General features: G+C 42.3%; 19 protein-coding genes. 9 read left to right on the plus strand and 10 right to left on the minus strand.

Features of this window, described 5'->3' with window-relative positions:
• Nucleotides 1–49 precede the first annotated feature (49 nt).
• Complete coding sequence (locus tag CWC04_RS15900) at nucleotides 50–736, plus strand: TorF family putative porin (RefSeq protein ID WP_004589216.1); 687 nt, start codon at nucleotides 50–52, stop codon at nucleotides 734–736.
• 285 nt (nucleotides 737–1021) lie between these two features.
• Here the strand turns inward: CWC04_RS15900 and CWC04_RS15905 are convergent, their stop codons facing one another.
• Both CWC04_RS15905 and CWC04_RS15910 read right to left on the minus strand, forming a co-directional pair.
• Nucleotides 1022–4600 carry an ABC transporter permease/M1 family aminopeptidase gene (locus tag CWC04_RS15905; RefSeq protein ID WP_138685867.1) on the minus strand — a complete coding sequence of 1193 codons (3579 nt, stop codon included), beginning with the start codon at nucleotides 4598–4600 and terminating at the stop codon, nucleotides 1022–1024.
• Between the two features lie 9 nt (nucleotides 4601–4609).
• On the minus strand, nucleotides 4610–5491 hold the full coding sequence (locus tag CWC04_RS15910; RefSeq protein WP_029773142.1) for an ABC transporter ATP-binding protein: 882 nt from the start codon (nucleotides 5489–5491) through the stop codon (nucleotides 4610–4612).
• Between the two features lie 185 nt (nucleotides 5492–5676).
• Between CWC04_RS15910 and CWC04_RS15915 the strand changes: the two genes are divergently transcribed.
• Nucleotides 5677–6354: a nitroreductase family protein gene (locus CWC04_RS15915; protein WP_138685868.1), complete on the plus strand. Its 678-nt coding sequence runs from the start codon at nucleotides 5677–5679 to the stop codon at nucleotides 6352–6354.
• Nucleotides 6355–6360: 6 nt separating this feature from the next.
• Here CWC04_RS15915 and CWC04_RS15920 read toward each other — a convergent pair whose 3' ends face one another.
• Nucleotides 6361–6669, minus strand: a complete 309-nt coding sequence (locus CWC04_RS15920; RefSeq protein ID WP_004589220.1) for an ArsR/SmtB family transcription factor — start codon at nucleotides 6667–6669, stop codon at nucleotides 6361–6363.
• Nucleotides 6670–6768: 99 nt separating this feature from the next.
• Here CWC04_RS15920 and CWC04_RS15925 point away from each other — a divergent pair, with 99 nt between their 5' ends.
• The 3 genes from CWC04_RS15925 (at nucleotide 6769) to CWC04_RS15935 (ending at nucleotide 9146) form a co-directional block, all read left to right on the plus strand.
• Entirely contained in the window at nucleotides 6769–6957 is a 189-nt protein-coding gene (locus CWC04_RS15925) for a YgaP family membrane protein (RefSeq protein WP_004589221.1), read from the plus strand.
• Nucleotides 6957–7301: a rhodanese-like domain-containing protein gene (locus CWC04_RS15930; protein ID WP_138685869.1), complete on the plus strand. Its 345-nt coding sequence runs from the start codon at nucleotides 6957–6959 to the stop codon at nucleotides 7299–7301. The genes CWC04_RS15925 and CWC04_RS15930 overlap by 1 nt, the downstream gene beginning before the upstream one ends.
• A gap of 66 nt (nucleotides 7302–7367) precedes the next feature.
• The gene (locus CWC04_RS15935; RefSeq protein ID WP_004589223.1) at nucleotides 7368–9146 is read left to right on the plus strand and encodes an alkaline phosphatase D family protein; all 1779 of its coding nucleotides are present in this window, start codon (nucleotides 7368–7370) and stop codon (nucleotides 9144–9146) included.
• On the opposite strand, the gene CWC04_RS15940 is transcribed toward CWC04_RS15935, so the two are convergent.
• Complete coding sequence (locus tag CWC04_RS15940) at nucleotides 9143–9682, minus strand: PH domain-containing protein (protein ID WP_138685870.1); 540 nt, start codon at nucleotides 9680–9682, stop codon at nucleotides 9143–9145. The genes CWC04_RS15935 and CWC04_RS15940 overlap by 4 nt on opposite strands.
• Nucleotides 9683–9930: 248 nt before the next feature.
• On the opposite strand from CWC04_RS15940, the gene CWC04_RS15945 reads away from it, so the two are divergent.
• The 3 genes from CWC04_RS15945 to CWC04_RS15955 all read left to right on the plus strand — a co-directional run bounded on the left by CWC04_RS15945 (nucleotide 9931) and on the right by CWC04_RS15955 (nucleotide 13143).
• On the plus strand, nucleotides 9931–10848 hold the full coding sequence (locus CWC04_RS15945) for a homocysteine S-methyltransferase family protein (RefSeq protein WP_171038586.1): 918 nt from the start codon (nucleotides 9931–9933) through the stop codon (nucleotides 10846–10848).
• Between the two features lie 32 nt (nucleotides 10849–10880).
• A complete protein-coding gene (locus CWC04_RS15950) occupies nucleotides 10881–12206 on the plus strand; it encodes a basic amino acid/polyamine antiporter (protein ID WP_029773146.1) in 1326 nt (441 codons plus the stop codon).
• A gap of 187 nt (nucleotides 12207–12393) precedes the next feature.
• Complete coding sequence (locus CWC04_RS15955) at nucleotides 12394–13143, plus strand: MipA/OmpV family protein (protein WP_138578627.1); 750 nt, start codon at nucleotides 12394–12396, stop codon at nucleotides 13141–13143.
• An 86-nt stretch (nucleotides 13144–13229) separates the two neighbouring features.
• On the opposite strand, the gene CWC04_RS15960 is transcribed toward CWC04_RS15955, so the two are convergent.
• The 5 genes from CWC04_RS15960 to CWC04_RS15980 all read right to left on the minus strand — a co-directional run bounded on the left by CWC04_RS15960 (nucleotide 13230) and on the right by CWC04_RS15980 (nucleotide 21813).
• The gene (locus tag CWC04_RS15960; RefSeq protein ID WP_138685871.1) at nucleotides 13230–17534 is read right to left on the minus strand and encodes an alpha-1,6-glucosidase domain-containing protein; all 4305 of its coding nucleotides are present in this window, start codon (nucleotides 17532–17534) and stop codon (nucleotides 13230–13232) included.
• Nucleotides 17535–17556: 22 nt separating this feature from the next.
• A complete protein-coding gene (locus CWC04_RS15965; protein ID WP_138685872.1) occupies nucleotides 17557–20430 on the minus strand; it encodes a TonB-dependent receptor in 2874 nt (957 codons plus the stop codon).
• A 166-nt stretch (nucleotides 20431–20596) separates the two neighbouring features.
• Nucleotides 20597–21214 carry a LysE family translocator gene (locus CWC04_RS15970; protein WP_004589230.1) on the minus strand — a complete coding sequence of 206 codons (618 nt, stop codon included), beginning with the start codon at nucleotides 21212–21214 and terminating at the stop codon, nucleotides 20597–20599.
• Nucleotides 21215–21397, minus strand: a complete 183-nt coding sequence (locus CWC04_RS15975; RefSeq protein ID WP_138685873.1) for a hypothetical protein — start codon at nucleotides 21395–21397, stop codon at nucleotides 21215–21217.
• A 17-nt stretch (nucleotides 21398–21414) separates the two neighbouring features.
• A complete protein-coding gene (locus CWC04_RS15980; RefSeq protein ID WP_004587550.1) occupies nucleotides 21415–21813 on the minus strand; it encodes a DUF3224 domain-containing protein in 399 nt (132 codons plus the stop codon).
• A 91-nt stretch (nucleotides 21814–21904) separates the two neighbouring features.
• Between CWC04_RS15980 and CWC04_RS15985 the strand changes: the two genes are divergently transcribed.
• Entirely contained in the window at nucleotides 21905–23683 is a 1779-nt protein-coding gene (locus tag CWC04_RS15985) for an ABC transporter transmembrane domain-containing protein (RefSeq protein ID WP_138685874.1), read from the plus strand.
• On the opposite strand, the gene CWC04_RS15990 is transcribed toward CWC04_RS15985, so the two are convergent.
• The gene (locus tag CWC04_RS15990) at nucleotides 23680–24312 is read right to left on the minus strand and encodes a YiaD family glycine zipper/OmpA-like lipoprotein (RefSeq protein ID WP_004587548.1); all 633 of its coding nucleotides are present in this window, start codon (nucleotides 24310–24312) and stop codon (nucleotides 23680–23682) included. The genes CWC04_RS15985 and CWC04_RS15990 overlap by 4 nt on opposite strands.
• Nucleotides 24313–24428 lie beyond the last annotated feature (116 nt).

The following is a 24428-nucleotide window of genomic DNA, read 5'->3' on the forward strand; positions in this document are numbered from 1 at the left end:
TAAGAGAATAAAAACCTAGGCGATAAAAATCATATAACGGGAAATGGACATGCTAAAACTAAAAAAAACCATCGCAATTAGCGCAATAGCTTTATTAGGTGCTACATCTTTAACATCAACAGCCGTACATGCAGAAGTAACAGCAAACGCAGCGGCTACGTCTAACTACTTATGGCGTGGTCAAGAGCAAACTGGGGGCGATGCTGCTATTTCTGGCGGTATTGATTACGCTGACGAGTCAGGCTTTTATGTAGGTACTTGGGCATCAAATGCTTCATGGGCCGATGAAATGACTTATGAGCTTGATGTTTACGCGGGTTTTGGTGGCGATATTAACGACACATTTAGCTACGATGTAGGTTACATTTATTACGCTTACCCAGATGCAGCTTCTGAGGCAGATGCTGATTTCTCTGAAATTTACGGTAGCATCAGCGCAGAAGGTTTCACCTTTGGCGCTGCAATCCTTGCCACTTCAGCGGCAGATGGAGATGGCACCGACTTTGGCGATTCATTATACCTAAATGCCGATTACAGCTTTGCTGTTGGCAGCAATGGTACTGAGGTTGCGCTACACTTAGGTCACTACTCTGGCGACTTTATAGGTGATGATAATATTATTGATTACGGTATCTCTGTATCAAAAGATGGTTTTACTTTTGGCGTATCTGACACCGACATGGATGAGTCAGATGTTAAAGTTTACGTAGGCTACGCTGTAGACTTTACGCTTTAAAACAAAATGTGTTACTTGCTGCAACACTAAGGGCCTTTTGGCCCTTTTCTCGTTTAGGACACCTAAATACTCACAGCGCCTTTTAATTTTAGCGACTAAAGCACCTTACTATATAACCCACTTCGGTTAATCGCCGAGCTCCTCGCTGCTATTACCTCTTTTTACCAATATGCTAATTCGCTTTATTAAGCTTTATTGCGCATTGGTATTAGCAATTCGCTAAAACAAAAAAGGCCGCATTAAATGCGGCCTTTCAGCTAATCGTTAATCATTAATCATTAATCATTAAAACTTAGCTAGGTTATTTTTACTGTCTTTATCTACAAGCTTAATGTACGGGTCTACTCCTGCGTAAACTGGCTTTTCTTTTACTTTTAGCTCAATAGTATTAGTACCAGAGACTATTTGATGCTTTTGCGAGTAAATAACAAAATCTTCAGCGAGTAGGTTTTCAGGATCATCGCTAAATAATGCAATATCAATTAGCTCATCGAGTGGTTGCTCGGTTTCTTCACCTTGTCCATCGGCATGCTGCTTAGTTGCTTCAACGTTTAGTGTTACTATATAAAAACCTTCACTATCAACATCATCTGTAACCGAAACTGCTTTCATTTCAAGCTCATAAAGCGTTATATATTTAAACTGATCATCAATAAAACGTTGCTCCGCTTGCGTTGCGTCTTGTTTTAAATAGCTAAGTAAATCAAGCGTAGTTGGGTATGGCGTTGACTGGTATTTAAACTCATTCAAAAACGCTTTAAGTGCTGCATTTAAGCGCTCTTCACCTAATCGGTCATACAAAGCCATCATCACAACTGAGCCTTTATTGTAATGAAGGTATTGTTGCGACTGCGTTTTATACAGCGGCATTTCTTCAAAGGCTTCGCCTGTGCGGCCCATTAAGTATCTATCTAACTCGTACTTTAAGAATTTACGAAGCTTCTCGGCGCCAAAGCGTTTTTTTAGCACCATAAGCGCACTGTATTGGGAGAGCGATTCAGAAATAACGGCGCTGCCTTCTACATTAGCCCCAGATACTTGATGCCCCCACCATTGGTGTGCAACTTCATGTGCGGTTACATAGTAAGGTAGGTCAACTTTACTCTCATCTCTTAAGTCTGTAATAAAGCCAATACTTTCTGAGTAAGGTACCGTATTGGCAAAACTTTGCGCAAACGAGCGATACTTAGGAAACTCAATAATACGTAACTGCTTATGCTGATATGGCCCAAAGGCTTGCGTGTAGTAATCTATTGAGTCTTGTACCGACTCAATCATACGGTCAGCATTCCATGCATGATCTTTGTGGTAGTACACCTCAATATTTACACCGTTGTGCTCAACCTTTTTACTTTCAAGCTCTGCCGAAAGCACAGAATAAAAGTTTAAAATAGGCGCATCCATTTTATAAACAAAAGTACGTCGTCCGTCTTTTACACTTTCACTTTTTAAGTAACCAGGTGTAATAGCAAATTGTGACTCATCGGTGGTTACTGTTGCCTTGTAGTTTATAAAGCCATTAGCAGGCCCAAACTCATTTTGCGTATAATAGCGGCTGTCTTCTAGTTTATGTGCACGTTCAAGCTCGGGTAAATCGTGCTTACGGCGCTCATACTTATCCGCAATTTGAAAATACTTTTGATAACCAAAATTTGGTAATAATTCTCTATTATTTACAAATGTACCGTTATGCACGAGTTGAGTATCAGATCCTCTATCAACAAAACCGTCGTGTTCTCGAGTAACAGAAAGCTCACCTTCGCGTACTTCATTAGGCATTAGCGGTTGTTCAAACTCAAACCATACCATGCCAAAATCGGTTAAACGCTCAACTATTTTTCCGCCCGCCATTTTTACATCCCAGCTTTTAGATTGGCTAGGCTCGATAATTAACACACGGGTTATTGGCTCGTTTGCGGTATTGGTAAACTTAATTTTAGCCACAGCGTTTAAAGCACGCTTTTTAGGGTAAATATCAATGTGTAAATCAACATCAGTTATTATAGGCAGTGGCAAGTCTTTGTATTGTGAGAACTCTTGCTCATACCTTACTTGTAGCGCTTCGTTATCATCACTTGTTACAAACTCGTTGATTACACGAGTGTTGTAATAAATGTTATAACCCGCGCCCACAAATACCAATAAACTTATAACTGCTGCAACCTGGCCTTTTAAAGACATGTTGTAACGCACTAAAGATAAACGCGTACGCAATGATTGCGACGGGCCGCGATGCCATAAAGCAAACCCTACAATAGCTAAAAATACACTCAATGCACCCCAATATAGGGTATACCAATGCGCGCCTTGTAAAAAATGCCCGTAACCGTTTATGTCTGAATACGGTACGCTGCTGCTTTGTGAAAAATGATACATATGATGCTCAAACCCGTAAGCACCCATTACCATTTGAGCAATGTAATACAGAATAAATAAACCCATACCTATGTATTTATTAGGGCTAATTATTTGTAAAAAGAACGCCAATATAGCCATCATAATTAAAGGCAGTAATGTAAGGTAACCCAATCTAAATAAGTACTGGCCAAGCTCTAGGTTAAATTGCCCCTTAAATAGCTGCACCGCAATGGTAAACATCATGCCTACTAAATAAAGGCCACAAACCGCAGTGATTAGCGCAATAATTTTAGATACCCAAAACACACTGTTATGCACCGGGTAGCTGTCAACAATATCGCCCATACCACTGTGGCGTTCTCGCCAAACCAGCTCTGCGCTGTAATAAGCAATAATAATAAACATAAATATAGCGGAGGCGTTTTGAATAATGCCCACCATGTTTTGTGTGAGCGGCCAATCTGTTGTGCCATATGCGCCTATAGGCGCAAAAAGTGGTGCGAGTAACGTAATAATACTGACACCCGCTAAAATCATAAAAGGAGCACTTAATATAACCTGCTTAAGCTCAAATAAGCTGCGCATTACTAATTGCGATTGCGTATTGACCCCTTTTGACTTGTAATTTTTAGCGCTGCTAATAAGTGCTGCTTGTTTGTTTTTTACAAACGTAGACACAGCAAATTGCTTTTTCTGCTTTTTAGTGACTACGCGATTACCTAACTTTCCGAGGCCAAAAAACATCGCTAAACTTATTGCTACCCATAAAATACGGTTAATTAAAAAATCGCCCGAAAGCGTTAACACTTCAGTATTTTTATCACTTACAGTCCAGTAACGGGTTAAGTCAATTAATGAACCAGTGCCAAATGGGTCTGCGTAAACAACAATATTTCTAAACGCTAAATCGTCAAAATAGATACTCGCCAATTGGTAACTTATATAGATCACCACAGCCGTTACATATACCGCCATTATGGTTTTAAAATAAACCGCCACACTATTAAAAATAGCACTGAGCACCAATAAGCTTGGCACCGCCAAATATAAAAAAGGCGCAGCGTAATATATAAACTTATTAGGGCCTACTAGCTCACTATCGAGCCAGCCAACCAACAAGCCAAACTGAGATCCCAAAAATACGCCTAGTGGCACAGTTAAAAAAACAACGAGCACAACCAAGTAAGCACCAAAAAAACGCCCTGATTGATAAGCAAGCGGGTTAACGGGCTTACTAAACACCAGCTCATCCATTTTGGTCTCGCTGTTGCGAATCGCTGAGCTTGCAACAAAGTTAACCACTAAAAACATAGCAAGCGTACAAAAGGTAACCGTTAAAACCATAATGGTATAAGGCGAGTTCATATGAACATTAGCCCCACCTAGCGGAAACTTACTACTGGAGCTTATAAAAAACGCCATAAAAAAGAATATTAATGAGGTCACATAAAACGAAGGCTGGCGCACAAAATAGCGCAGCTCAAACGCGAGCATATTAAAAAACATAGCGCCCCCTTATGCTACTTGGCTGTTACGATGATTAAGCAACGTAGAAAAATACACATCTTCTAGGTTTGCACTGCTGAGCTCAAAACCTTCAGGGGCTTCATTGGCTAATACATGTAATATGGTTTGCCCAGCAAATAAGCGTTTTGAAATAACAGGCAGTTGCGGCTCAAGCTCTAGTGCTTCTTCTTGGCTCATGGCTTTACGCCAAATTTGGCCTTGGAGTTTATCGGTAAGGGCAATGGGGTTACCCTCTAATAGTATTTTTCCGCCTGCCAGTACGGCCATGTTTGGGCAAAGCTCTGCTACATCTTCAACAATGTGGGTCGATAATATAACGACTTTTTGCTCGCCTAAGCTTACTAGCAAGTTATGAAAACGATTTCGCTCTTCAGGATCTAACCCTGCTGTTGGTTCATCAACAATTAGTAAATCAGGGTCACCTAGTAAGGCTTGTGCAATACCAAAACGCTGGCGCATACCGCCCGAAAAGCCACTTACCGCTTTTGAGCGATGTTGATATAAATTAGTATGTGCAAGCAAGCCTTCTACCGACTCTTTACGCTCGCCTTTATTATGAATGCCCTTTAAAACAGCCATATGGTCTAGCAAGTCGTAAGCACTAACACGTGGGTATACACCAAAATCTTGCGGTAGATAACCTAAACGTTGGCGCAGAGCCTGTGGGTCTTTAAAAACATCAATACCATCAAACGTGATTGAACCCGAATCGGCAGATTGCAACGTAGAAATAGTACGCATTAGTGATGATTTACCGGCCCCATTTGGCCCAAGCAGCCCAAACATTCCTTTTCCTATTGATAAATCAACACCTTGTAGTGCATGTACGCCATTATCGTAGGTTTTAGATAACCCTGTTATTGATAGCATTTTTACTTCCTTGAATTTTAATAGTTTTTTTATTGCGCTTTTTATATCACATTAAAAAAAGGAACATAAGTTACGCAGCGGTTAATTTTGTAACAATAAATAAACACGATAGGTAATAATACTTGCCTCGCATTTATTCAGTCGGTATAAAAACCACACACACACTTTATAAGAAGCGTAAAGCCATGCAAAAACATCAAAGCCAACCACTAAACGACTTTATAGAATACCCTCACGATGAAATGCTAAAACGCGCAACCGAATTTTTACAAACCAGCCAGCGCCGCCATAGTATTCGCAGCTTTAGCGACCGACCTGTGCCTAAAAATATAATTGAAGCCTGTATAAAAGCAGCAGGTACCGCGCCAAGTGGAGCGAATCATCAACCGTGGCATTTTGTAGCTATAAACAGTAGCGATGTAAAAAAACAAATAAGAGAGGCCGCCGAAAAACTAGAGCGCTCTTTTTATGAAGGCAGAGCAGGAGAAGAGTGGCTCGATGCGCTAAAACCATTAGGTACCGACGCCAATAAACCCTATTTAGAGTATGCGCCTTGGCTTATTGCCGTGTTTAGTCAAAAAAAAGGCGGTGTGAATACAGATGATAAAAACACCAATTATTATGTGCACGAATCAGTAGGGCTGGCTACTGGGTTTTTAATACAAGCCCTGCACCGCTGCGGCTTAGCTACGCTTACCCATACACCTAAACCAATGAGTTTTTTAACCGACATTTGTAAGCGCGACAAAGACAACGAACGTCCTTACATGTTACTTATTGCGGGCTACCCAAGTGACGATGCAACTGTACCTGCCCATGCACTTGATAAAAAGTCGCTTGATGAGATTGCCACTTTTATTTAAAGCAAATTACTCAGCGGTACTTTGCTTACAAAACCATTCGTATAGTAACGTAATAATCGACTCAACTTTTGGGTCGATTAACGAATAATAAATTGTATGTCCCTCACGGCGAGTTGCCACTAGCTGGGCGTTACGTAAACTCGCCAAATGCTGAGACAAAGCAGACTGCGCCAACGGAACATTTTGATTTAACTCACCCACACTTTGTTCACCTTGCAATAAACTACATAAAATCATTAAACGGTTTTTATTTGCCATTAATTTTAAAAATTGCTCTGCCTGCTGAGCGTTTTCTGCAAGTTGTTCAATATTCATTGCGATACTTAATTATTTTGGGTGTTTTAATTATAGACTTTTACATTAGCAAGTTCTAATATAATTAACATTAGAAAAAACTAATATTGAGATCAATTCATGAAAATAAGTGACGCCATACTCTTAATTGGCGGAAGTGCCGTTACAATTTCTGTGCTTTTAAGCTACTTTGTTGATAGTAACTTTCAATTTTTAACGTTATTTATTGGTATTAACTTAGTGCAATCCGCCTACACTAAATGGTGCCCATTAATGACTTTTTTGCGCAAAAGAGGATTTACAGACTAATGCTTACTTCAATTCCTGATTTACTAAAAATTATCACACCTAACCAACGCCGTATTGATGCAGCGCAAGCAAAGCAAGAGCTAGAACAAAATAAAGGTTTACTTATTGATGTACGCGAACCCGCTGAGCATGCCAATGTAGCTGCGGTAGGGGCAATAAATATTCCACGCGGATTACTCGAAATGAAGCTAATGGAAATAGAAAAAGACGCTGCACGCCCTATTTACTTACATTGTGCTAGTGGTGTCCGCGCCACCTTAGGTGCAGAAGCGCTAACCCGCGTAGGCTACGAAAACGTTACCGTTATTACGTGTAATGCAACGCAAGTAAGTGAAGTTTTTTAATTGCTTCACAAAAAAGTAACCTAAATTGCCTACACTTTGCTTTTTACACTTTACAGGTACAAAGCAATGGCATTTACACGGAGAAGTTTTTTAAAAGCATCGGCAGCAGGATTTGGCGCTGCCGTATTATCACTTGGTTTAACAGGTTGTCGTTTTGACGATGATGACGACACACCCGTTAGCTTTGACCACGGCGTTGCCAGCGGCGACCCGCTAAGCGATAGCTTAATTATTTGGACCCGTGTAACCCCACTCGATGTAACAACTAAATCGTTAAAAGTACAATGGCAAGCCGCCACCGACCAAAGCTTTACAAATATTGTTCACGATGGTGAAACACATATCAGTGACACCACCGACTTTACTCTTAAAGTTGATTTACAAGGGCTTGATGCCAACACCGTTTATTACTATCGCTTTAATGCACACGGAAAAACCTCCCCTATCGGACAAGGTAAAACGCTTCCTGTCGGTGCGGTTGATCAGGTGAAATTAGCCGTTGTATCGTGCGCAAATTACCCTGCCGGGTATTTTCATGTGTATGGCGAAATTGCTAAGCAAAGCGATTTAGATGCGGTACTGCACTTAGGTGATTACATATACGAATACAGTAATACTGGCTATGCAACCGAGGACGCCGCACAGTTAGACCGACTGCTACCATTAGATAACAGCAGCGAAATTATCGCACTGACCGATTATAGAAAACGCTATGCAAATTATCGCCTCGATGCCGATTTACAAGCAGCCCATAGCCACTGTGCATTTATAACAGTGTGGGACGACCACGAAATCACCAACGACACATGGCGCGAAGGCGCAGAAAACCATAACGAAGGTGAAGGCGAATTTAGCCAACGAAAACTCAATGCACTACAAGCCTACTTTGAGTGGATGCCAATTCGTAATGTAGCCGACAAAGAACGTATTTACCGACGCTTTGAGTTTGGTAATTTAGTCTCTTTATACATGCTAGATACTCGTGTATTAGCGCGTGATGAGCAGCTTAACTATAGTGATTTTGACCTTACCTCCCCTGCCGGGCAAAGCGCATTCGCTGCAGCAATAGGCGCAACTGACCGTGCATTATTAGGCAGCGAACAACTTACCTGGCTTAGTGATGCCATCACTACCTCAAGCACACAGTGGCAAGTGTTAGGGCAACAAGTGCTAATGACAAAAATGCACTTACCAGTAGAGGTCATGTTACTACTTGCTAGCTTACAAAGTGCTCAGGCAAACGGAGGCGATCCAAGTGAATTGCTCGCACAGGCCAATGTATTATTTGCAGAGCTGGCGCAAATTAAAGGCCGTGTATTAGCGGGCGACCCAAGTGTAACCGAGGCAGAGCTTGCCCGTGTTCAAACCACCATACCGTATAACCTTGATGCGTGGGATGGCTACGCCTACGAGCGAGAAGTATTATTAGGCACCGCTATTGCAGCACAAAAAAACTTAGTAGTTTTAGCCGGAGATACTCATAACGGCTGGGCTGGACAGCTTAAAACTGATGCCAGTAACCCTATTGCAGCCTCACAAAATGCTGGGGTGGAATTTGCAACGGCATCCGTTTCATCACCAGGGCTTGAAGAATATTTAGCGCTAAACACACAAGATGCGCAAACCGTAGCGCAAATAGAGCAAGTAATTGCCTTATTAGTTGATGACCTTGCTTATAATAATTTAGTGGAGCGCGGCTATTTAACCGTTACATTTACACCTGCAAAAGCCAGTGCTAAGTGGAATTATATAAGTACAATTAAAGCGCGCGAATATCAGGTTGTTGAAAGCCGTACCAAAGAGCTAAGCATGCTGGCAGGTCAGGCTCAATTACAAAACGCTTAACGCTTCGCCTCTAAAGCTGCCAAACGCGTATCTATGCGCTCTACTACCTCAACTAAGCGAGCAAGTAATGCTTGGTTGAGGTGTTCTTCAGCAAGCTCCTGTGTTTTAGGGGCTTGCGCAGCTAAGTTATCTTTTTGCTCAAGTATGGCTTCTCTAAACTCACTGGCATTTTCAACACCAAGTAATGACACCAATGCACCATGACCCGACTGCCCTGCAGTTTCAAAGCTTAACCGGTATAACCCAAAAAAGCGCATAAGCGGCCCTTGGTTCAGCCCCACATCGGTTATTTTTTCAAGCGGTATAGATTTTTCTTCTTTAAATAAAATGCCGCGTTTAACAACTAGCTTTTGCGTGAGTAATTGCGCCGACATAGCGGCCAATATTTTACCCGCCACCAGCCATACAACAAATAACACCACAGGTATAAGTGGAATGGTCACTAATGCAACGGCACTAAAAAAGCATGCCATGGTCATCCAGTATTGCTTCACTTTGGGATCAAAGCTGGCACTTTTTAAAATAGAGTTACTCATTGGTTTATCCTTAATCTACTTAAACACAGCGCTTTACTGCTAGTAAAATACACTGCTTGTTTAAGTTACGTGATCAATTACTTCAATGCAATTTAACGAGGTTGTTAAGCAATGATAACGCTTAGTTAATACGCCCATTATTTTAATTTATAGGGTTGTTTAACCTAATTGTGTGCTTTATATTCTGGCAACAGCTTTATAGACGTCTAAACATCCAAATTGAAATTATCTCATACAAAGGGAACATAATGACAACTCATACTCTAACTTTACTCGATGGCGGCATGAGCAGAGAGCTCACTCGTATTGGTGCGCCATTTCAGCAACCTGAGTGGTCAGCATTGGCAGTAATAGAAGCCCCTGACAAAGTAACGCAGGCTCATAGTAACTTTATACAAAGTGGTGCCACTGTTATTACCACAAATAGCTATGCATTAGTGCCTTTTCATATTGGCGAAGAGCGCTTTAACCAATCTGCTAAATCACTGGCTGCAACCGCCGGACTAGCAGCTCAAAAAGCGGTCGAGCAACACAATAAAGGCACAAAAATAGCGGCAAGTTTACCTCCTATGTTTGGCTCATATCGCCCAGATTTATACCAAGCAGAGCAACTAACACGCATTGCCACACCTTTAATAGAAGGCCTAGCACCTTATGCCGACCTGTGGTTAATAGAAACCCAAAGCCTCATTCAAGAAGCGCTCGATATTAAAGCACTAATCAGTAAAGTAAGTGATAGTCAAAAACCTGTGTGGGTTGCCTTTACCCTTGACGATGAAAACCCCAACGAGCAAGCCACGTTACGCTCGGGCGAGTCGGTGCAAGATGCGGTCACTGCAATGCTAAAAGAAAATGTAAAAGGCATTTTATTTAATTGCTGCCAGCCTGAGGTAATAGAGCAAGCTTTAGTTCTAACCCAAAAGGAATTAAAAGCACAAAGAGCAGAGCATGTTCAAGTGGGGGCTTACGCAAATGCATTTGCGCCACAAACTAAAGAAGCCACAGCTAACGAAGGGTTAGATGAGGTTCGCAAAGACTTAACCCCGCTTTCTTACTTGCAATGGGCTAAGCAATGGCAACAACAAGGTGCTAGCATAATTGGTGGCTGCTGCGGCATAGGCCCTGAACACATTGCAACGTTAAATCAGCACTTTGCCTCTTTATAACGCTAATTATTAGCTTACATGTAAGTAGTAAAATGAAAGAAAATAAAATTGGATTAGTCGCACTTACCGCGCTGGTATTTAGTGCAATGGTAGGGGCTGGGATATTTAGTCTGCCACAAAATATGGCCGAAGTGGCTGGTGTAAACGCTGTTTTAGTAGGCTGGCTTATCACCGGTGTAGGTATTTTATTGCTTGCAGGGTGTTTTTTACAATTATCTCGCGCTAAGCCAGAGCTCGACGGCGGCATTTATATTTATGCTAGAGAAGGCTTTGGCGAACTAGCGGGCTTTTTATCTGCATGGGGCTATTGGCTTTGCGCCACCATTGGGGTGGTGGGTTATTTAGTCGTGGCTTTTGCTGCTTTAGGCGCATTTGTAGATACGCCAACATTCACTCTATTTGGCCAGGGTAATACCCTTATGGCGTTTATTTGCGAATCTATTATTTTATGGGCTGTGCATTTAATTATTGTTAAAGGCATTAAACAGGCCTCTTTCATTAACCTGCTTGGCACTATCGCTAAAGTGATCCCGCTGTTGCTATTTATCGGCTTTGCTTATGCTTATTTTGACCCTAACGTATTTAAGGCAAATCAAAGCCATGTGAGTGTGCAAACAGACTTTATTGATCAAGTAAAAAATACCATGCTTATTACTTTATGGGTATTTACCGGTATTGAAGGGGCTGCTGTGCTCTCTGCTCGTGCCAAAAACCGTAAAGATATTGGCCTAGCCACGGTGATAGGCGTTGTTGCAGCGCTTATTTTATATATTGCTATTACCATGCTGTCATTTGGGATAATGAACCAAAGCACTATTGCCCAACTTAGTAACCCTTCAATGGCGGGCATTATGGCCATGATGAGTGGCACTACAGGCAAAGTTATTATAAGTGCGGGGCTTATTGTGTCGGTACTGGCTTCTTACTTAAGTTGGATTATTTACGCCGCCGAAGTGCCTAACAGCGCGGCTAAATACGGCGCATTTCCTAACGTTTTTAAAAAGCAAAATCATAACGGAACCTCTATAGCGTCATTAACTTTAACCAGCCTTACAGTGCAACTTTGCTTAGTGCTTATTTTATTTACTGGCGAGAGTTATAACACCTTAGTGCTTGTATCAACGTCTATGATATTGGTGCCGTACTTTTTAGTTGCCGCCTATATGGTAAAAGTCGCCTTTGCACAAAAGCTCTCGGTACCCATTAAGCTAATGGGGTTAGGCGCAAGTGTGTATGGTTTATGGCTTGTTTATGCTGCGGGGCTAAACACATTAGCGCTTTCACTTATTTTATATATTCCAGGCACGTTATTATTTATGTATAGCCGTAAACAATTTAAATTAAATCAACACGCTTAAAGCACCCATACTCAGGTTTTATCTTTATTAAAAGCCTGAGTATTAATCCACTTACATTCAGATAAACTTTCATACACTCTCTTACAAACGCCAATCAAAAATATAGCTACACTAAAGCCTAATAGCGTTGCGGCACACTTTACTTATCGCAAACAATTTTCACTTTTTACTTAACACCAAGGCTCCTATGAACACTTATATACAAAACTCACTACGGTTATTAGTTGGCACACTTGCACTTGGCAGTATTACTGCTCAAGCTGAATCGCAGTTTTCTTTAGGGGGCGGGGTCATTTCTACCAGCTCACCTTATGCAGGTACCGACAGTGAAACGCTATTTTTACCTATCATTACTTACGAAGGCGAAAGGCTTAGTTTTAAAGGTTTGTCGCTTGATTATAAGTTAGTGGAGCAGCAAGGTTTTAACTGGTCATTAGTTTTAGAGCCAGGTGATAACTTTGATACCTCAGATTCAGACCTTGCAGCCATAAAAGCCTTAGACGATAGAAAGCTATCACTCTACGCTGGTACGCAGGTTAGTTACACTGCAAGCTTTGGTAAAATAAGCGCCAGTGCTACTCATGATGTAATAGGCCACGGCGATGGCGCTAAATTTAAAACCAATTACAGTTACCCTATTAAGTTATCTAAACAACTAATGCTCGTTCCTTCTGTGGGTGTTGAGCTAAATAGCAGTGATGTATCTAACTATTATTATGGTGTAGCACAGGGCGAATCTACCACCTATGCGCCTTACGAACTTAGTTCTACGGTTAACTACAATGCGGGTTTATTTTTAATGTATTACATTAATAAAAACTGGAACGTAAATGCCATGGTTAACTATAAGCAGCTCGATTCTGATATTGAAGACTCACCCATTATTGATACCGATAACACCACGACTGTGATGATGTCGGTTAACTATCGTTTTTAATGCCCCTTTTGTTAGGCATTAATTAAGCATTAAAAAAGCCGAGCATACAGGGCTATGCTCGGCTTAGGTTTGGGAAAATATAACTGCTACTGCTTGTTGATAAGTATGCTTACATTTTCTCTATCTGGGCCTATTACATTAAACGTGTAGGTACCTTGTTCGGTAATATTCAGTGTTATGTTGGCACCTACCGCTTCAAGTGGTGTTAGTTCATCAATTGCCACTACCGGCGTATCGCCTGCTCCACCGTAATCCACTGTGCTCCAATCTTCAGACGCTACTTTAAATTCGTAGTCGCCCACTTCTAATTCAATAGAAGCAGAGTAAATTGCATCACCCTCGTACATAAGTGGGTTATCAGTACTCCAGTCATTTAAGCTGCCGCGAATAAACACCGGTGTTTGTGCAAACATTTCACCGTTGAGCACTTTTAGCGATACGTTATTTAAATCACTGGCGTCAAATATAAATTGGTATTCACCTTGCTCGGCAATGTCTATGGTCATATTTGCCCCCGCAACCGACAACGGCTCAGCGGTGCCAACCATTACACTGGCATCACCCTCAGCCGAGCCATAATCAACCGTGCTCCAATCTTCTGACGCTACTTTAAATTCATAGCTTGCAGCGCTCAGTGTTTTAGTAAAGGTGTAAATGCCTTTACCTTTATAACTTAGCTCATCGGTTACTCCCCAATCATTAAGCATACCGCGCACATAAATAGCGGTGCCTACAAATGGCTCTTCGTTGTATAAAGTAAGCGTTGGATTTTCAGGGTTTGAAGCGTCAAGCGAAAATACATAGGTTGCATCAATAGCAGCGCTAAAGGTCATGTTTGCACCTGAGCGCGTTAATGGCTCACTTTGATTTTCAACTACCTCTTTATCAGCGTCAGTAAGCGCACCAAAATCAACTGTAGACCAATCTTCTGAGGCAATTTTAAATTCGTAATCGCCAGCGCTTAGTGCAATTGCTATACGGTATTCACCCTCGCCAATATATTCAAATACATCACGTGTGCCCCAGTCGTTTAAAGTTCCGCGTACAAACACAGCGGTGCTGCCATAAGGTACTACATCAGGCGCACCTACGGTTGCATTTGCACTTAAACCAACACCTTGGCTCTCACCTTGGTTTTTAGTAAAAACAGCTAGTGTGTAAGGCGGTACAGTAAATGTGCCTTCGTTATCGCCTTGGGCAAAATTGGCGCTGGCCATGCTTGCATCAACACTGTTTTTTAATACGTCGTGTAATTCAAAACCCGCTGCGGTGGCAATAGTATGGCTAAGGGTTTGCTCGGTTGCGTTAATCACCACTACAAGCGCGTCAAATGCTGGGTCTAAGTCTGTGAGTTCTTCGCCATCATCAATGCTCATTACAATTAAGCCATGTTGCTGCGCTTTACCTACGTTATGAAAACCCACTCGCTCAATGACATCTTGCTCTGTGGTTAATCTAAATAGTGGGCTGCTGCTACGTATTTGTAAAAACTCGTTAAATACATCGCCCGCATAGGCTATGTCTTGCGGCATTGCCTGTGCATCTGGATTAGCAGAGATAGGCATAATTTCAGACCATTTTTCTTGGTTCTTCTCTGCGTTTGGTAAACCAATGTTCCAGTTATTATTCTCTTTGGTTAAATCAACAGCATTAAACCAATCACCGGCATTATAGCTATCACGATCCATTGACTTAGAACGCAGTAAATCAGCGCCCAATTGCATAAAAGGAATGCCTTGGCTCATAAGTGGAATAGACAATGCCATGTTGTGCGCGCGCACACGTTGCTCAATACTCATGCTTGATGCATGTTTGTATTGCAACTGATCCCACAGTGTTTCGTTATCGTGTTTTGATACGTAATGAATGCTATCCGCTGGGTCTAGTGCATACGCTGTTGGCTGAGTATTCCAAGTAAAGCTATTGCCCTTAGATGAGTTACCTTTAAAGTCTTTTAAAATGTAATTTTGTAAGTTGCCCGCCAGCGATAACCGTAACGTATCTTGTTCGGCTAGGTTGCCATCTGTCGGGTTATTGCTAAACATTGCACCACCACGCACGGCTTCACGAATACGGTCGTTAAATGTACCCACCTCTGAGCCTGCCATATCAGCCTGTTTAGCTTGTGTAAATAAACGATTGTTAGCTACTTCACCAAAATCCCAGCCTTCACCGTAAAAATAGTTATCTGGGTCGACTGCTTGCACGGCTTCACGCGCAGCTAATATTGATGATTTAGGCATATGCCCCATAACATCAAATCTAAAACTGTCGTAGCCAAATTCACGCGCTAAAATAACCAATGAATCAGTAACAAACTTATCCATCATTACATGCTCTGTAGCTGTATTTTCACAACACGTTGAGCGCTCTATTTCACCACTTACTTCGTTATAGCGATGGTAGTAACCCGGTACTAGCTTATCAAATACCGACTTATCCCAAATACCCGATGATGTTGTGTGGTTATAAACCACATCCAGTACAACACGAAGTCCTACTTCTTGCAGTGATTGCACCATGGCGCGGGTTTCTTTAACGCGGGCAATGCCCTCTGGGCTTGAGGCATAAGAGCCTTCAGGCGCTATAAAGTAATGCGGATCGTAACCCCAGTTAAAGCCATCTAAATCACGCATCGCACTGGCTAATGCTTGTGCATCGTCTGAGCCAGGGAGGTAACTTTGCATAATATCGACAATGGTGCTGTTTTTATCTTCGATTTTACATGCATCAGCTTCATCGTTAATACGCTCACATAATTTACCTAAGGTGTCTGTAATTTCCACACGCTGCGAGGCATCCTCTTCAATGGTGCCAATATCAGTCACTGGCAGTAAATGAAAGTGTGTTAAGCCTTTATCTGCTAATTGCTTAAGGTGCTGCATTGGCACGCTTTCAAGCTCAGTGAATGCAAGGTATTTACCACGGTTTGCTTCGCTTACTGACTGATCACGCACACTAAAATCACGTACATGGCCTTCATAAATAACCGCATCTTCTGGGTTAGTAATAGTAGGCACGATACGCTCATCCCAGCCTTCTGGCTTAGTGTCATCATCGGCTAAATTAATCAGCTGGCTGTATAAGCCATTGGTAGATACATTGAGTGAGTAAGGGTCTGTACTCCAAAGCGACTCTATTTGCTGAGTCAGTGGGTGGTAAACATCAAAATTAAAGCGGTAGTAGTGGCGGTCGTATTGCATATCTAAACTTGCTTGCCAAATACCTGTCTGTGTATTTAATGTCATTGGTATAGAGTGCACTTGTGTTTTTGCATCATCAAACACGTTTAGCACCATGTTATTAGTGGTGGGTGCCCACACAGTCACATCAATCGCGTTATTGCCATAAATTACGCCAAGTACAGCTTCGTTAGCGTCGTCTTCGCCTTGTGTGTAAAGGGCATCGAGTGCTTTAGCGGTTTGCACATAGCTTGCTTCTAGCAGCTTACCTTCACTATCGTAACCGGCAATAACAAGCTGCGATTTTATAAGCGCTTTAGCTGTGTTTGTATCCCAACTTCCTTCGTATGCGTTCCAAGTGGTTAAATGCGGTACTTTTGCCGCTTGCTCATCAGTTAAACTGCTTGATTGCAGCGTAACAGTATCGCCGTTTAAACCAGTATCAATATCCACTTCAAGCTGAGCCGTAGCTGATGAATGCAACTTAATTAGGCTTGTAAGCTCGTTACTTGGTTTATACAAAATAGTATTTAAATCAATCCAATGCGCTGAAGCACCTGTTATAGCAACTGCGCGTTCGCCCAAACTTAAAATAGGGTATTCAAACACCGAAGGCTCACCATGAATGGTAAAGTTCATACGTTGAAAGGTTTCATCGTCTTGCATCAGCGGCATAGTTAAATCCACATCACCAAACGCTTTACCTGACCCCTCTGTACCAATATGAATAATAAAATTGGCACATTCGTTATAACCCTCTTTAAGATTAATTATCCAATACGCACCATAGTTAGGGTCAATACCATCGTATTCATGGCCGTTAGCCCAATCGCTGGTATCAAATGGCGGTGCATAAGCATCGCATATCTCGTTATTCCACGAATGTAATCGGTAGCCTTCGTAGTTATCATCGGCTAAGCGGTTATAAAATAAAACCGCCTCTCCTTCCCCTGCAAATACCACAGGGTCTGGCAGGGTTGGGTCGGCACCAACCACACAGCTTTCGTTATTTTCATCAGGTATTGTAGGTGCGGGGCACGATATAGGTTCAGGATCGACACATTGTGTCCCCGCTTCATTAGGGACTTGTGGCACATTACAGGTAAGTAATGGTTCACCAGATTCAACATCATCTGTTCCACCACACGCTGCTAATAGCATTAACGCTAACGTTATTAGCAAATATTTAGACATAGTTATAATTTTCATTTTTAAACGCTCCGTTTGCTAATTAATGACTGTATGTAAAACCAAGGTAGAACTGACGACCAAAGTACTGAGTCGTCCCTGTTCGTTGCTCTGAGCCAAAGTAACTTTGGGTTGGTTCATCGGTTAAGTTATTAACTTGCAAAAGCATTGTTAGCGAGTCGCTAAAGCGATAAGAGGCTTGAAAGTCGACTACGGTTTCGGCATCAAAATTAACCACTTGCTCGTTAATGGCAACCTGCTCTGATACAAACTCATCGCGGTAACGCACATTAAGGCGGGTTTCAAAATCATCCATTGAGTAAAACACCGTGGCATTAAGCACATTATTAGACAGCCCAGGTAAAGATTGCGCTAATGTGTCGCCCCCTAAACTGGTAATCGATTCAATTTCACTTTCGGTGTATGAATAACTTGCATTAGCGCCTAAGCCATTAAATGGCTCAGGTAAAAAGGTAAACACTTGCGTATACGCAAGCTCTAGCCCTCTAATGTAGCCACCTTCACCGTTATTAACTGCTGTGGTGTAAATACCGTTAGTTGTGGCAACTTGCTCGCCACTGACAGGGTCTTCTATAAAGTCGGGTACATTAAAGCCATTACCTTTAAAGTCGAAGTTTTCGATTGATAAGGTTTCAACAAACGAGTCTATATTTTTATAAAATAACGCCGCAGCGATAGTGCCATTACCTTCTTCAAAATAATATTCGTAAGATAAGTCGTATTGGTCGGCATAAAAGGGTTTTAAAAATGGGTTATTAGTACTTGAACCATTAATAACACCATCATCACTCACATTTGCACTGGCATCGCCCGCTAAGCGGTTAATTGGCGCACGCGACATTACTTTAGCCGCAGCAAAGCGTACAAGTGAATTATCGTTAAGTTGCAGGTTTAAATTTAATGATGGTAAGTAGTCGGTGTATTTAGTGCCTAATACATTAGGTGCGTATAAATTATTTACAATGCCGTTCTCATCAACAATATTTTGCGCACCTAAGCGCGCATCGCCTGCTACGTTCTCTAGTACCGTTGCAGATTGGTCGGTTTCAACGCGGCGCACACCCACATTACCCGATAGGTCGAGCCCGGCAATTTGCGTGTTAATGTTTACCATAACGTACGCAGCTAGCACATCTTCAAACACCGAGCCGCTTTGCAGCACTGACCACGAATAGTTAGTTGTATAACCTTGCGCGTCGTCTACGCCATCGGCATTACCCCATGTTTGAACAGGCTCTGGCGTACCATCTGGAAACCATGCGTTAAGTGCTTTGTCTAAGTCAATGGCTAAATACGATGGGAAATAACTAAACTCGCCCTGCCAGTCAACCACAGAGGCCATATCGTCGGTTAAACGCAAAGGGGGTTGCGTTGCTGAAAACGCCCCGTCGTTACCGTACTCAAATACCGATCGTTTACGGCTGTACTCTCTATCTGAGTAGCGCGCACCAAACTCTACTGAGCTAAATATGTCGCTTTCTAGCTCGTATTTAAAGTCGAGCCTAAATGCAGTTACTTCATCTTCTGTTTGATCTGGGTAAATACCATATTTGCTGACCATTACACGGTCTATATCACTAAAGGCGGCCGCCTGATTAAACCCAACGTCAGGTAAATTTAAGCCATTTAATTGATAGTTAATTGCTACGTTGTTATCAAATACTGGCGTTTCTGCATTGGCATCTTCAGCTACTAAGCTCCACAGTAAGCCATTTCTAAAATTACTTTTTGCGCGAGAAAGCGACACATCGGCATTTACGTTTAATCTATCGGTTACCTGCCAATCGGCATTCACGCCAAAGCTGTCTACTTCGTCAAAGTCTTGGTTGTCGTCGTTCACTATTTCAACGCGGGTATAGCTTTGCGAAGTGCGGTTAACCGCTGCGCCTATTACGGCATTACCATCGAGCTGAGCGTTAGCATATGCAGCTGTTGGCCCGCCTAATTTAACCCTCAGGCCGCGGGCAAATGACTCTTTATCAAAGCGCGATAAAAACGCATCACCTTTTAATTTAAAGTTATCTACCGGCGCCCACTCTATAGCTGCTAAATAACCATTACGGGTTTCTTCGCCGCCTAAATGCTGTAGCTCAAAACCTTCGCTAATGTATTCGTTCTCAGGGTTAGCTAAAGGGCCATTGGTGTCGTTAGCTGCGCCATCAACGTCTTTTGTGTCGTTGTACGCAAGGCCAATAAACTGCGTTGCTACACTTGGCTGAAACAAACGCGCATAGCCCAGCGCTACGCCTAACGTGTCGTCTAGATATTTGCCTTGATACGAAAAACTAATTCGGTCGCCAAATTCAGTGGCATCCGATACCTCTGAGGCGCGGTCGTTATACATACCGCGCACATTAGCTACAAATTTATGCGTTTGATCATTATTAAGTGGACTGGCGGTTTCAAGCTCTACCGTACCGGCCACGCCACCTTCAATAAGCGATGCCTTTGGCGATTTGTATACCGCCGCAGAGCTAATTAATTCTGACGGATATTGGTCAAACTCAATACTGCGGCTGCCACTTGTAGATACTTGCTCGCGGCCATTAAGTGTTGAAAATACAAACCCGCCCGACAGCCCGCGTATATTAATTTGCGCCGCTTGCCCACCCGTTCGCACCGCTGAAATACCAGGTAACCGTGTAAGTGCATCGGCCATTGAAATATCAGGCAGTGCCCCTAAATCATCGGCAGAAATTTGTTCTGACACCGTATCGCTAAAACGCTTTTGATTTAAAGATTGAATTAAACTGCGACTAAAGCCTCGCACTTCAATAATTTCTAAATCTTCAGCTTGTGTGCTGGGTGATTGATTTTTTGTGTCTTCGTTTGCAGCCAATGCACTATTAGCGGCAAATAAAGCCAGCATAAGTGCACTTAGTTTAAACTTGTCCATGTGTGTGAACCTTTGAGTTATTGTTGTCAGGTGGTGCTGTGTTGTTTAAAACACAACCAACAAATTGTAACTAAAAGGTAAAATTAATGTGATGAATACGTATGCAGGGCATGAGGGTTAGGCTGCAGGGGCATATAGGCACGCGCCCCTGCATCGGGAACGCGATTTAAAGGCTTAGCACCACTTTTATCGCAAGGGCAATAAATACGACTCCCAGTATTTTATCAAGCCACGGACTTTGCTTGGTAAAGCCAAAGCGATTTTTTGAAACCTCTGTCAGCAACGCCACCAGCAAATACCAGCCGGTATCAATTACAAACACGGTTAAACACATAATTATACCCACGCTTAAAGTAAGTAGCTGAGGGTCAATAAACTGCGAGAACAAGGCTAAAAAGAAAATAGCGAGCTTGGGGTTCAAAAAGGCAATAGCAAAACCATCTTGTAAAGCTTGGCCAGCACTTACTTCACTTTTTTGTACTTCAAGTTCGTTATTGCTGGGTTTTGCTAGCAATATTTTTATACCTAAATACGCCAAATAGGCTGCGCCTAAATACACCAGTATTTGATAAACAGTCGGAAACTGCATCATTAAAGCGCCTAGCCCTAATAACGATGCACCTGCGTATAACCCAACACCAGTACCATGGCTGAGCGCGGCAAGCATTCCGTTTTTCATACTGCCGTTAAGTGAGTGCTTTAAAACCACCGCTAAACTTGGCCCTGGCGACATTGCCCCCATCATACAAATAGCCGCTAGGCTTAACCATACTGTAAATGTCATTTAAAGCTCGTCAATTTCAATAAGTAATGAATAACCGTGCACTTGGCCATAAAAACCTGTCAATGGCACTGCGTTTATTACTTTCCAGCCATCTTGGTTTAATTCCTGTATGCGGTCATTCAATGCGGCTATATCTACGCCACCCAAAAAACGGGTCTTCCTAAATTCGATTACTTTTTGCATTTTAATCCTTGTGTATTTTATAACGTGTATTCAAAATCGTAGTAGTGTATCCCTTGCTCAATACGTATTTTCATACTGCCCGTTAACCCTTCTAGCTCATGAGTGCCTGAGTCGGGAATTACATTTAAAATTAGGCTGTCTTGGCCTTTATCCATAGTACCAAAATGCTGTAATACAAAGCTGCCTTTTTTACCTTCAAGCTCGCCTATTACTTGCTCTATAGCAACATAACCGGCACTGCCTTGTGTAGGAGTCATGGCGCTTAGCATTTCGCCTTGGCTGGTGGCATTTAAGCTACCTTTAAATGTTTTATCTATCGACATACGCCCTAAATTAACGCCGTTTTGGCCGCTTGCGTAGCCTTCTATTGGGGCCAGATTTACATTAAATTCTCCACTTACGGTTGCAGTAGTCATAACGTTTCCTTATTGATGCTAATGTTTAAAAGTATTGATTTTTATTATCTTAGTGCCATATCTATACCTTAACCTTTAAAAAGAATCCACTATGTCAAAAACAAGCCCCAAGCCCGAAAAAGCCGCTTTTAGTAGTTTATTACCTATTTTTGCGTTTATTAAACCGTATAAATGGATGGTAGTGGCGGCACTTGGCGCCCTTTTAGTCACCGCTGGTGTTAACTTATCATTAGGGCAAGGGGTTAAATTTGTCATAGATCATGGCTTTATTGCTGGCTCTCAAGCGCAACTTCAACAAGCTGTATTGGTACTTATTGGTTTAATTAGCTTATTGGCTGTAGGCACCTTTAGCCGCTTTTATTTAATGTCGTGGATTGGCGAACGAGTTAGTAACGATATTCGCAAAGCCGTGTTTAATCGCATTGTTACCTTGCACCCAAGTTACTTTGAAGAAAACCGCAGTGGCGAGCTTATGTCGCGTTTAACAACCGACACCACCTTGCTGCAATCGATTATTGGCTCTTCCTTTTCTATGGCGCTGCGCAGTGCATTAATGTTAGTGGGTGGCTTGGTAATGCTGTTAGTGACTAACTTAAAGCTTACGCTCGTAGTGGTTGCGTGTGTGCCGCTAGTATTAGTGCCGATGATGGTTTTTGGCAAAAAGGTTCGCAAACTTGCAAGTTCTAGCCAAGATGCAATAGCCGATATAAGCACCTATGCCGGCGAGATCATTCAAAACATTAAAGTAGTACAAAGCTATAGCCACGAACAGCGTGAGCAACACGCCTTTGCACACGAAACCGAAAAAGCCTTTAACGTTGCCAAGAGCCGTATTAAACAGCGCTCTTTTTTAATTGCTGCGGTAATATTTTTAACCTTTAGTGCCATTAGCGTAATGCTCTGGGTAGGCGGCAGCGACGTACTGGCAGGCACCATGACAGGTGGCGAGCTAGGTGCATTTGTGTTTTACGCCATTATGGTAGCAATGTCGGTGGCTACCGTAGCCGAGGTTTACGGCGAGCTACAACGAGCTGCTGGGGCGGCAGCGCGCCTACTTGAATTACTGGCCGTTAAAAGTGAAATAGAAAACCCTGTCACTCCACAAGACGAAAAGCTATTAATAAAGACTGACAGCCCCGCCATTGCACTTGAAGATATTAGCTTTAATTACCCATCTCGCCCCGATGTAAGCGCACTTAATAAAATAAGTTTAACTATAGAGCAAGGTAAAACAGTGGCTATTGTAGGCCCCTCTGGCGCAGGTAAAACGACGTTATTTGAATTACTACAGCGCTTTTACGACCCTGCTCACGGCGCGATTAAATTTCATGATGTAAATATTAAAGACATATCGCTTACCACCCTGAGGAACAAAATGGGCATGGTGGCACAAAACCCTATTTTATTTAGCTCAGATGTAATGCATAACATTCGTTACGGCAACCCAAACGCCACTGACGAGCAAGTATATGCGGCCGCAAAACATGCTCATGCCGATGAATTTATTAAGCAATTACCGCAAGGTTATAACAGCTTTTTAGGTGAGCAAGGCGTAAGACTCTCGGGTGGGCAAAAGCAGCGTATTGTATTGGCACGCGCTATTTTAAAAGACCCAGAAATACTGCTTTTAGATGAAGCCACCAGTGCACTCGATGCGCAAAGTGAGCACCACGTACAAGCCGCGCTTGAGCATTTAATGCAAAATAGAACAACGTTGATTATTGCCCATAGGCTGGCAACGGTTAAACATGCCGATGTGATTGTAGTAATGGAAAATGGGGAAATAAAAGCAACAGGGAGCCACCAGCAATTGCTAGCAAGCTCCCCTTTGTATCAGCGTCTTTGTGAATTGCAATTCAACAAAAACTAACCTTCTGTGTTTGGCACTATTTGAATTTCTACACGGCGGTTTTGAGCACGGCCATTGGCGCTATCGTTAGTGGCTATTGGGCGGGTTTCGCCGTAGCCTGTAGTGCTAATACGTGCAGCCATAATTTGCTGGTTCACTAAGTAGTTTTTAACGCTTTGCGCACGCTCGCGCGACAGGTTCATATTGTAGCTGTCTTTACCTGTGCTATCTGTGTGGCCTTCCACGCTTAGGTAGGTTTTTTCGTATTTGTTCATTACTTTAGCAATAGCGTTTAGAGTATCGTTAAAACCTGATGAAATATAAGATTGGTCTGTAGCAAAGGTAATGTTAGATGGCATAACTAAACGTAAGTTATCGCCCTCACGTACAACTTCAACCCCTGAGCCTGCTAGTTCATCACGAAACGCTTCTTCTTGCTTATCCATGTAATCACCTACAGCAGCACCAGCTAGTGCGCCAATAGCTGCACCAATAAATATACGCTTGTCTTTATGATTACCCGTTGCTTTACCTAATACGCCACCTGCGGCTGCACCAATTGCGGCACCTTTGCCTGTGTTGTTCATTTCGCAACCACTTAGCAATACAGCTACTACGGTTACGCTTAAAAGTGATTTAGTTAAAGTCATGTGATGTCCTATTCATTTAGAATTATAAAGCGAGTATGCAAATACATGTATGAACAAACTATGAAGAGCATGTTAAAAGCAGTTCGCTTTATACCAATCCACTTAATTAAGTGGAT

It is taken from the genome of Pseudoalteromonas sp. S2893, assembly GCF_005887105.1.
Classification (GTDB): Bacteria; Pseudomonadota; Gammaproteobacteria; order Enterobacterales; family Alteromonadaceae; genus Pseudoalteromonas; species Pseudoalteromonas atlantica.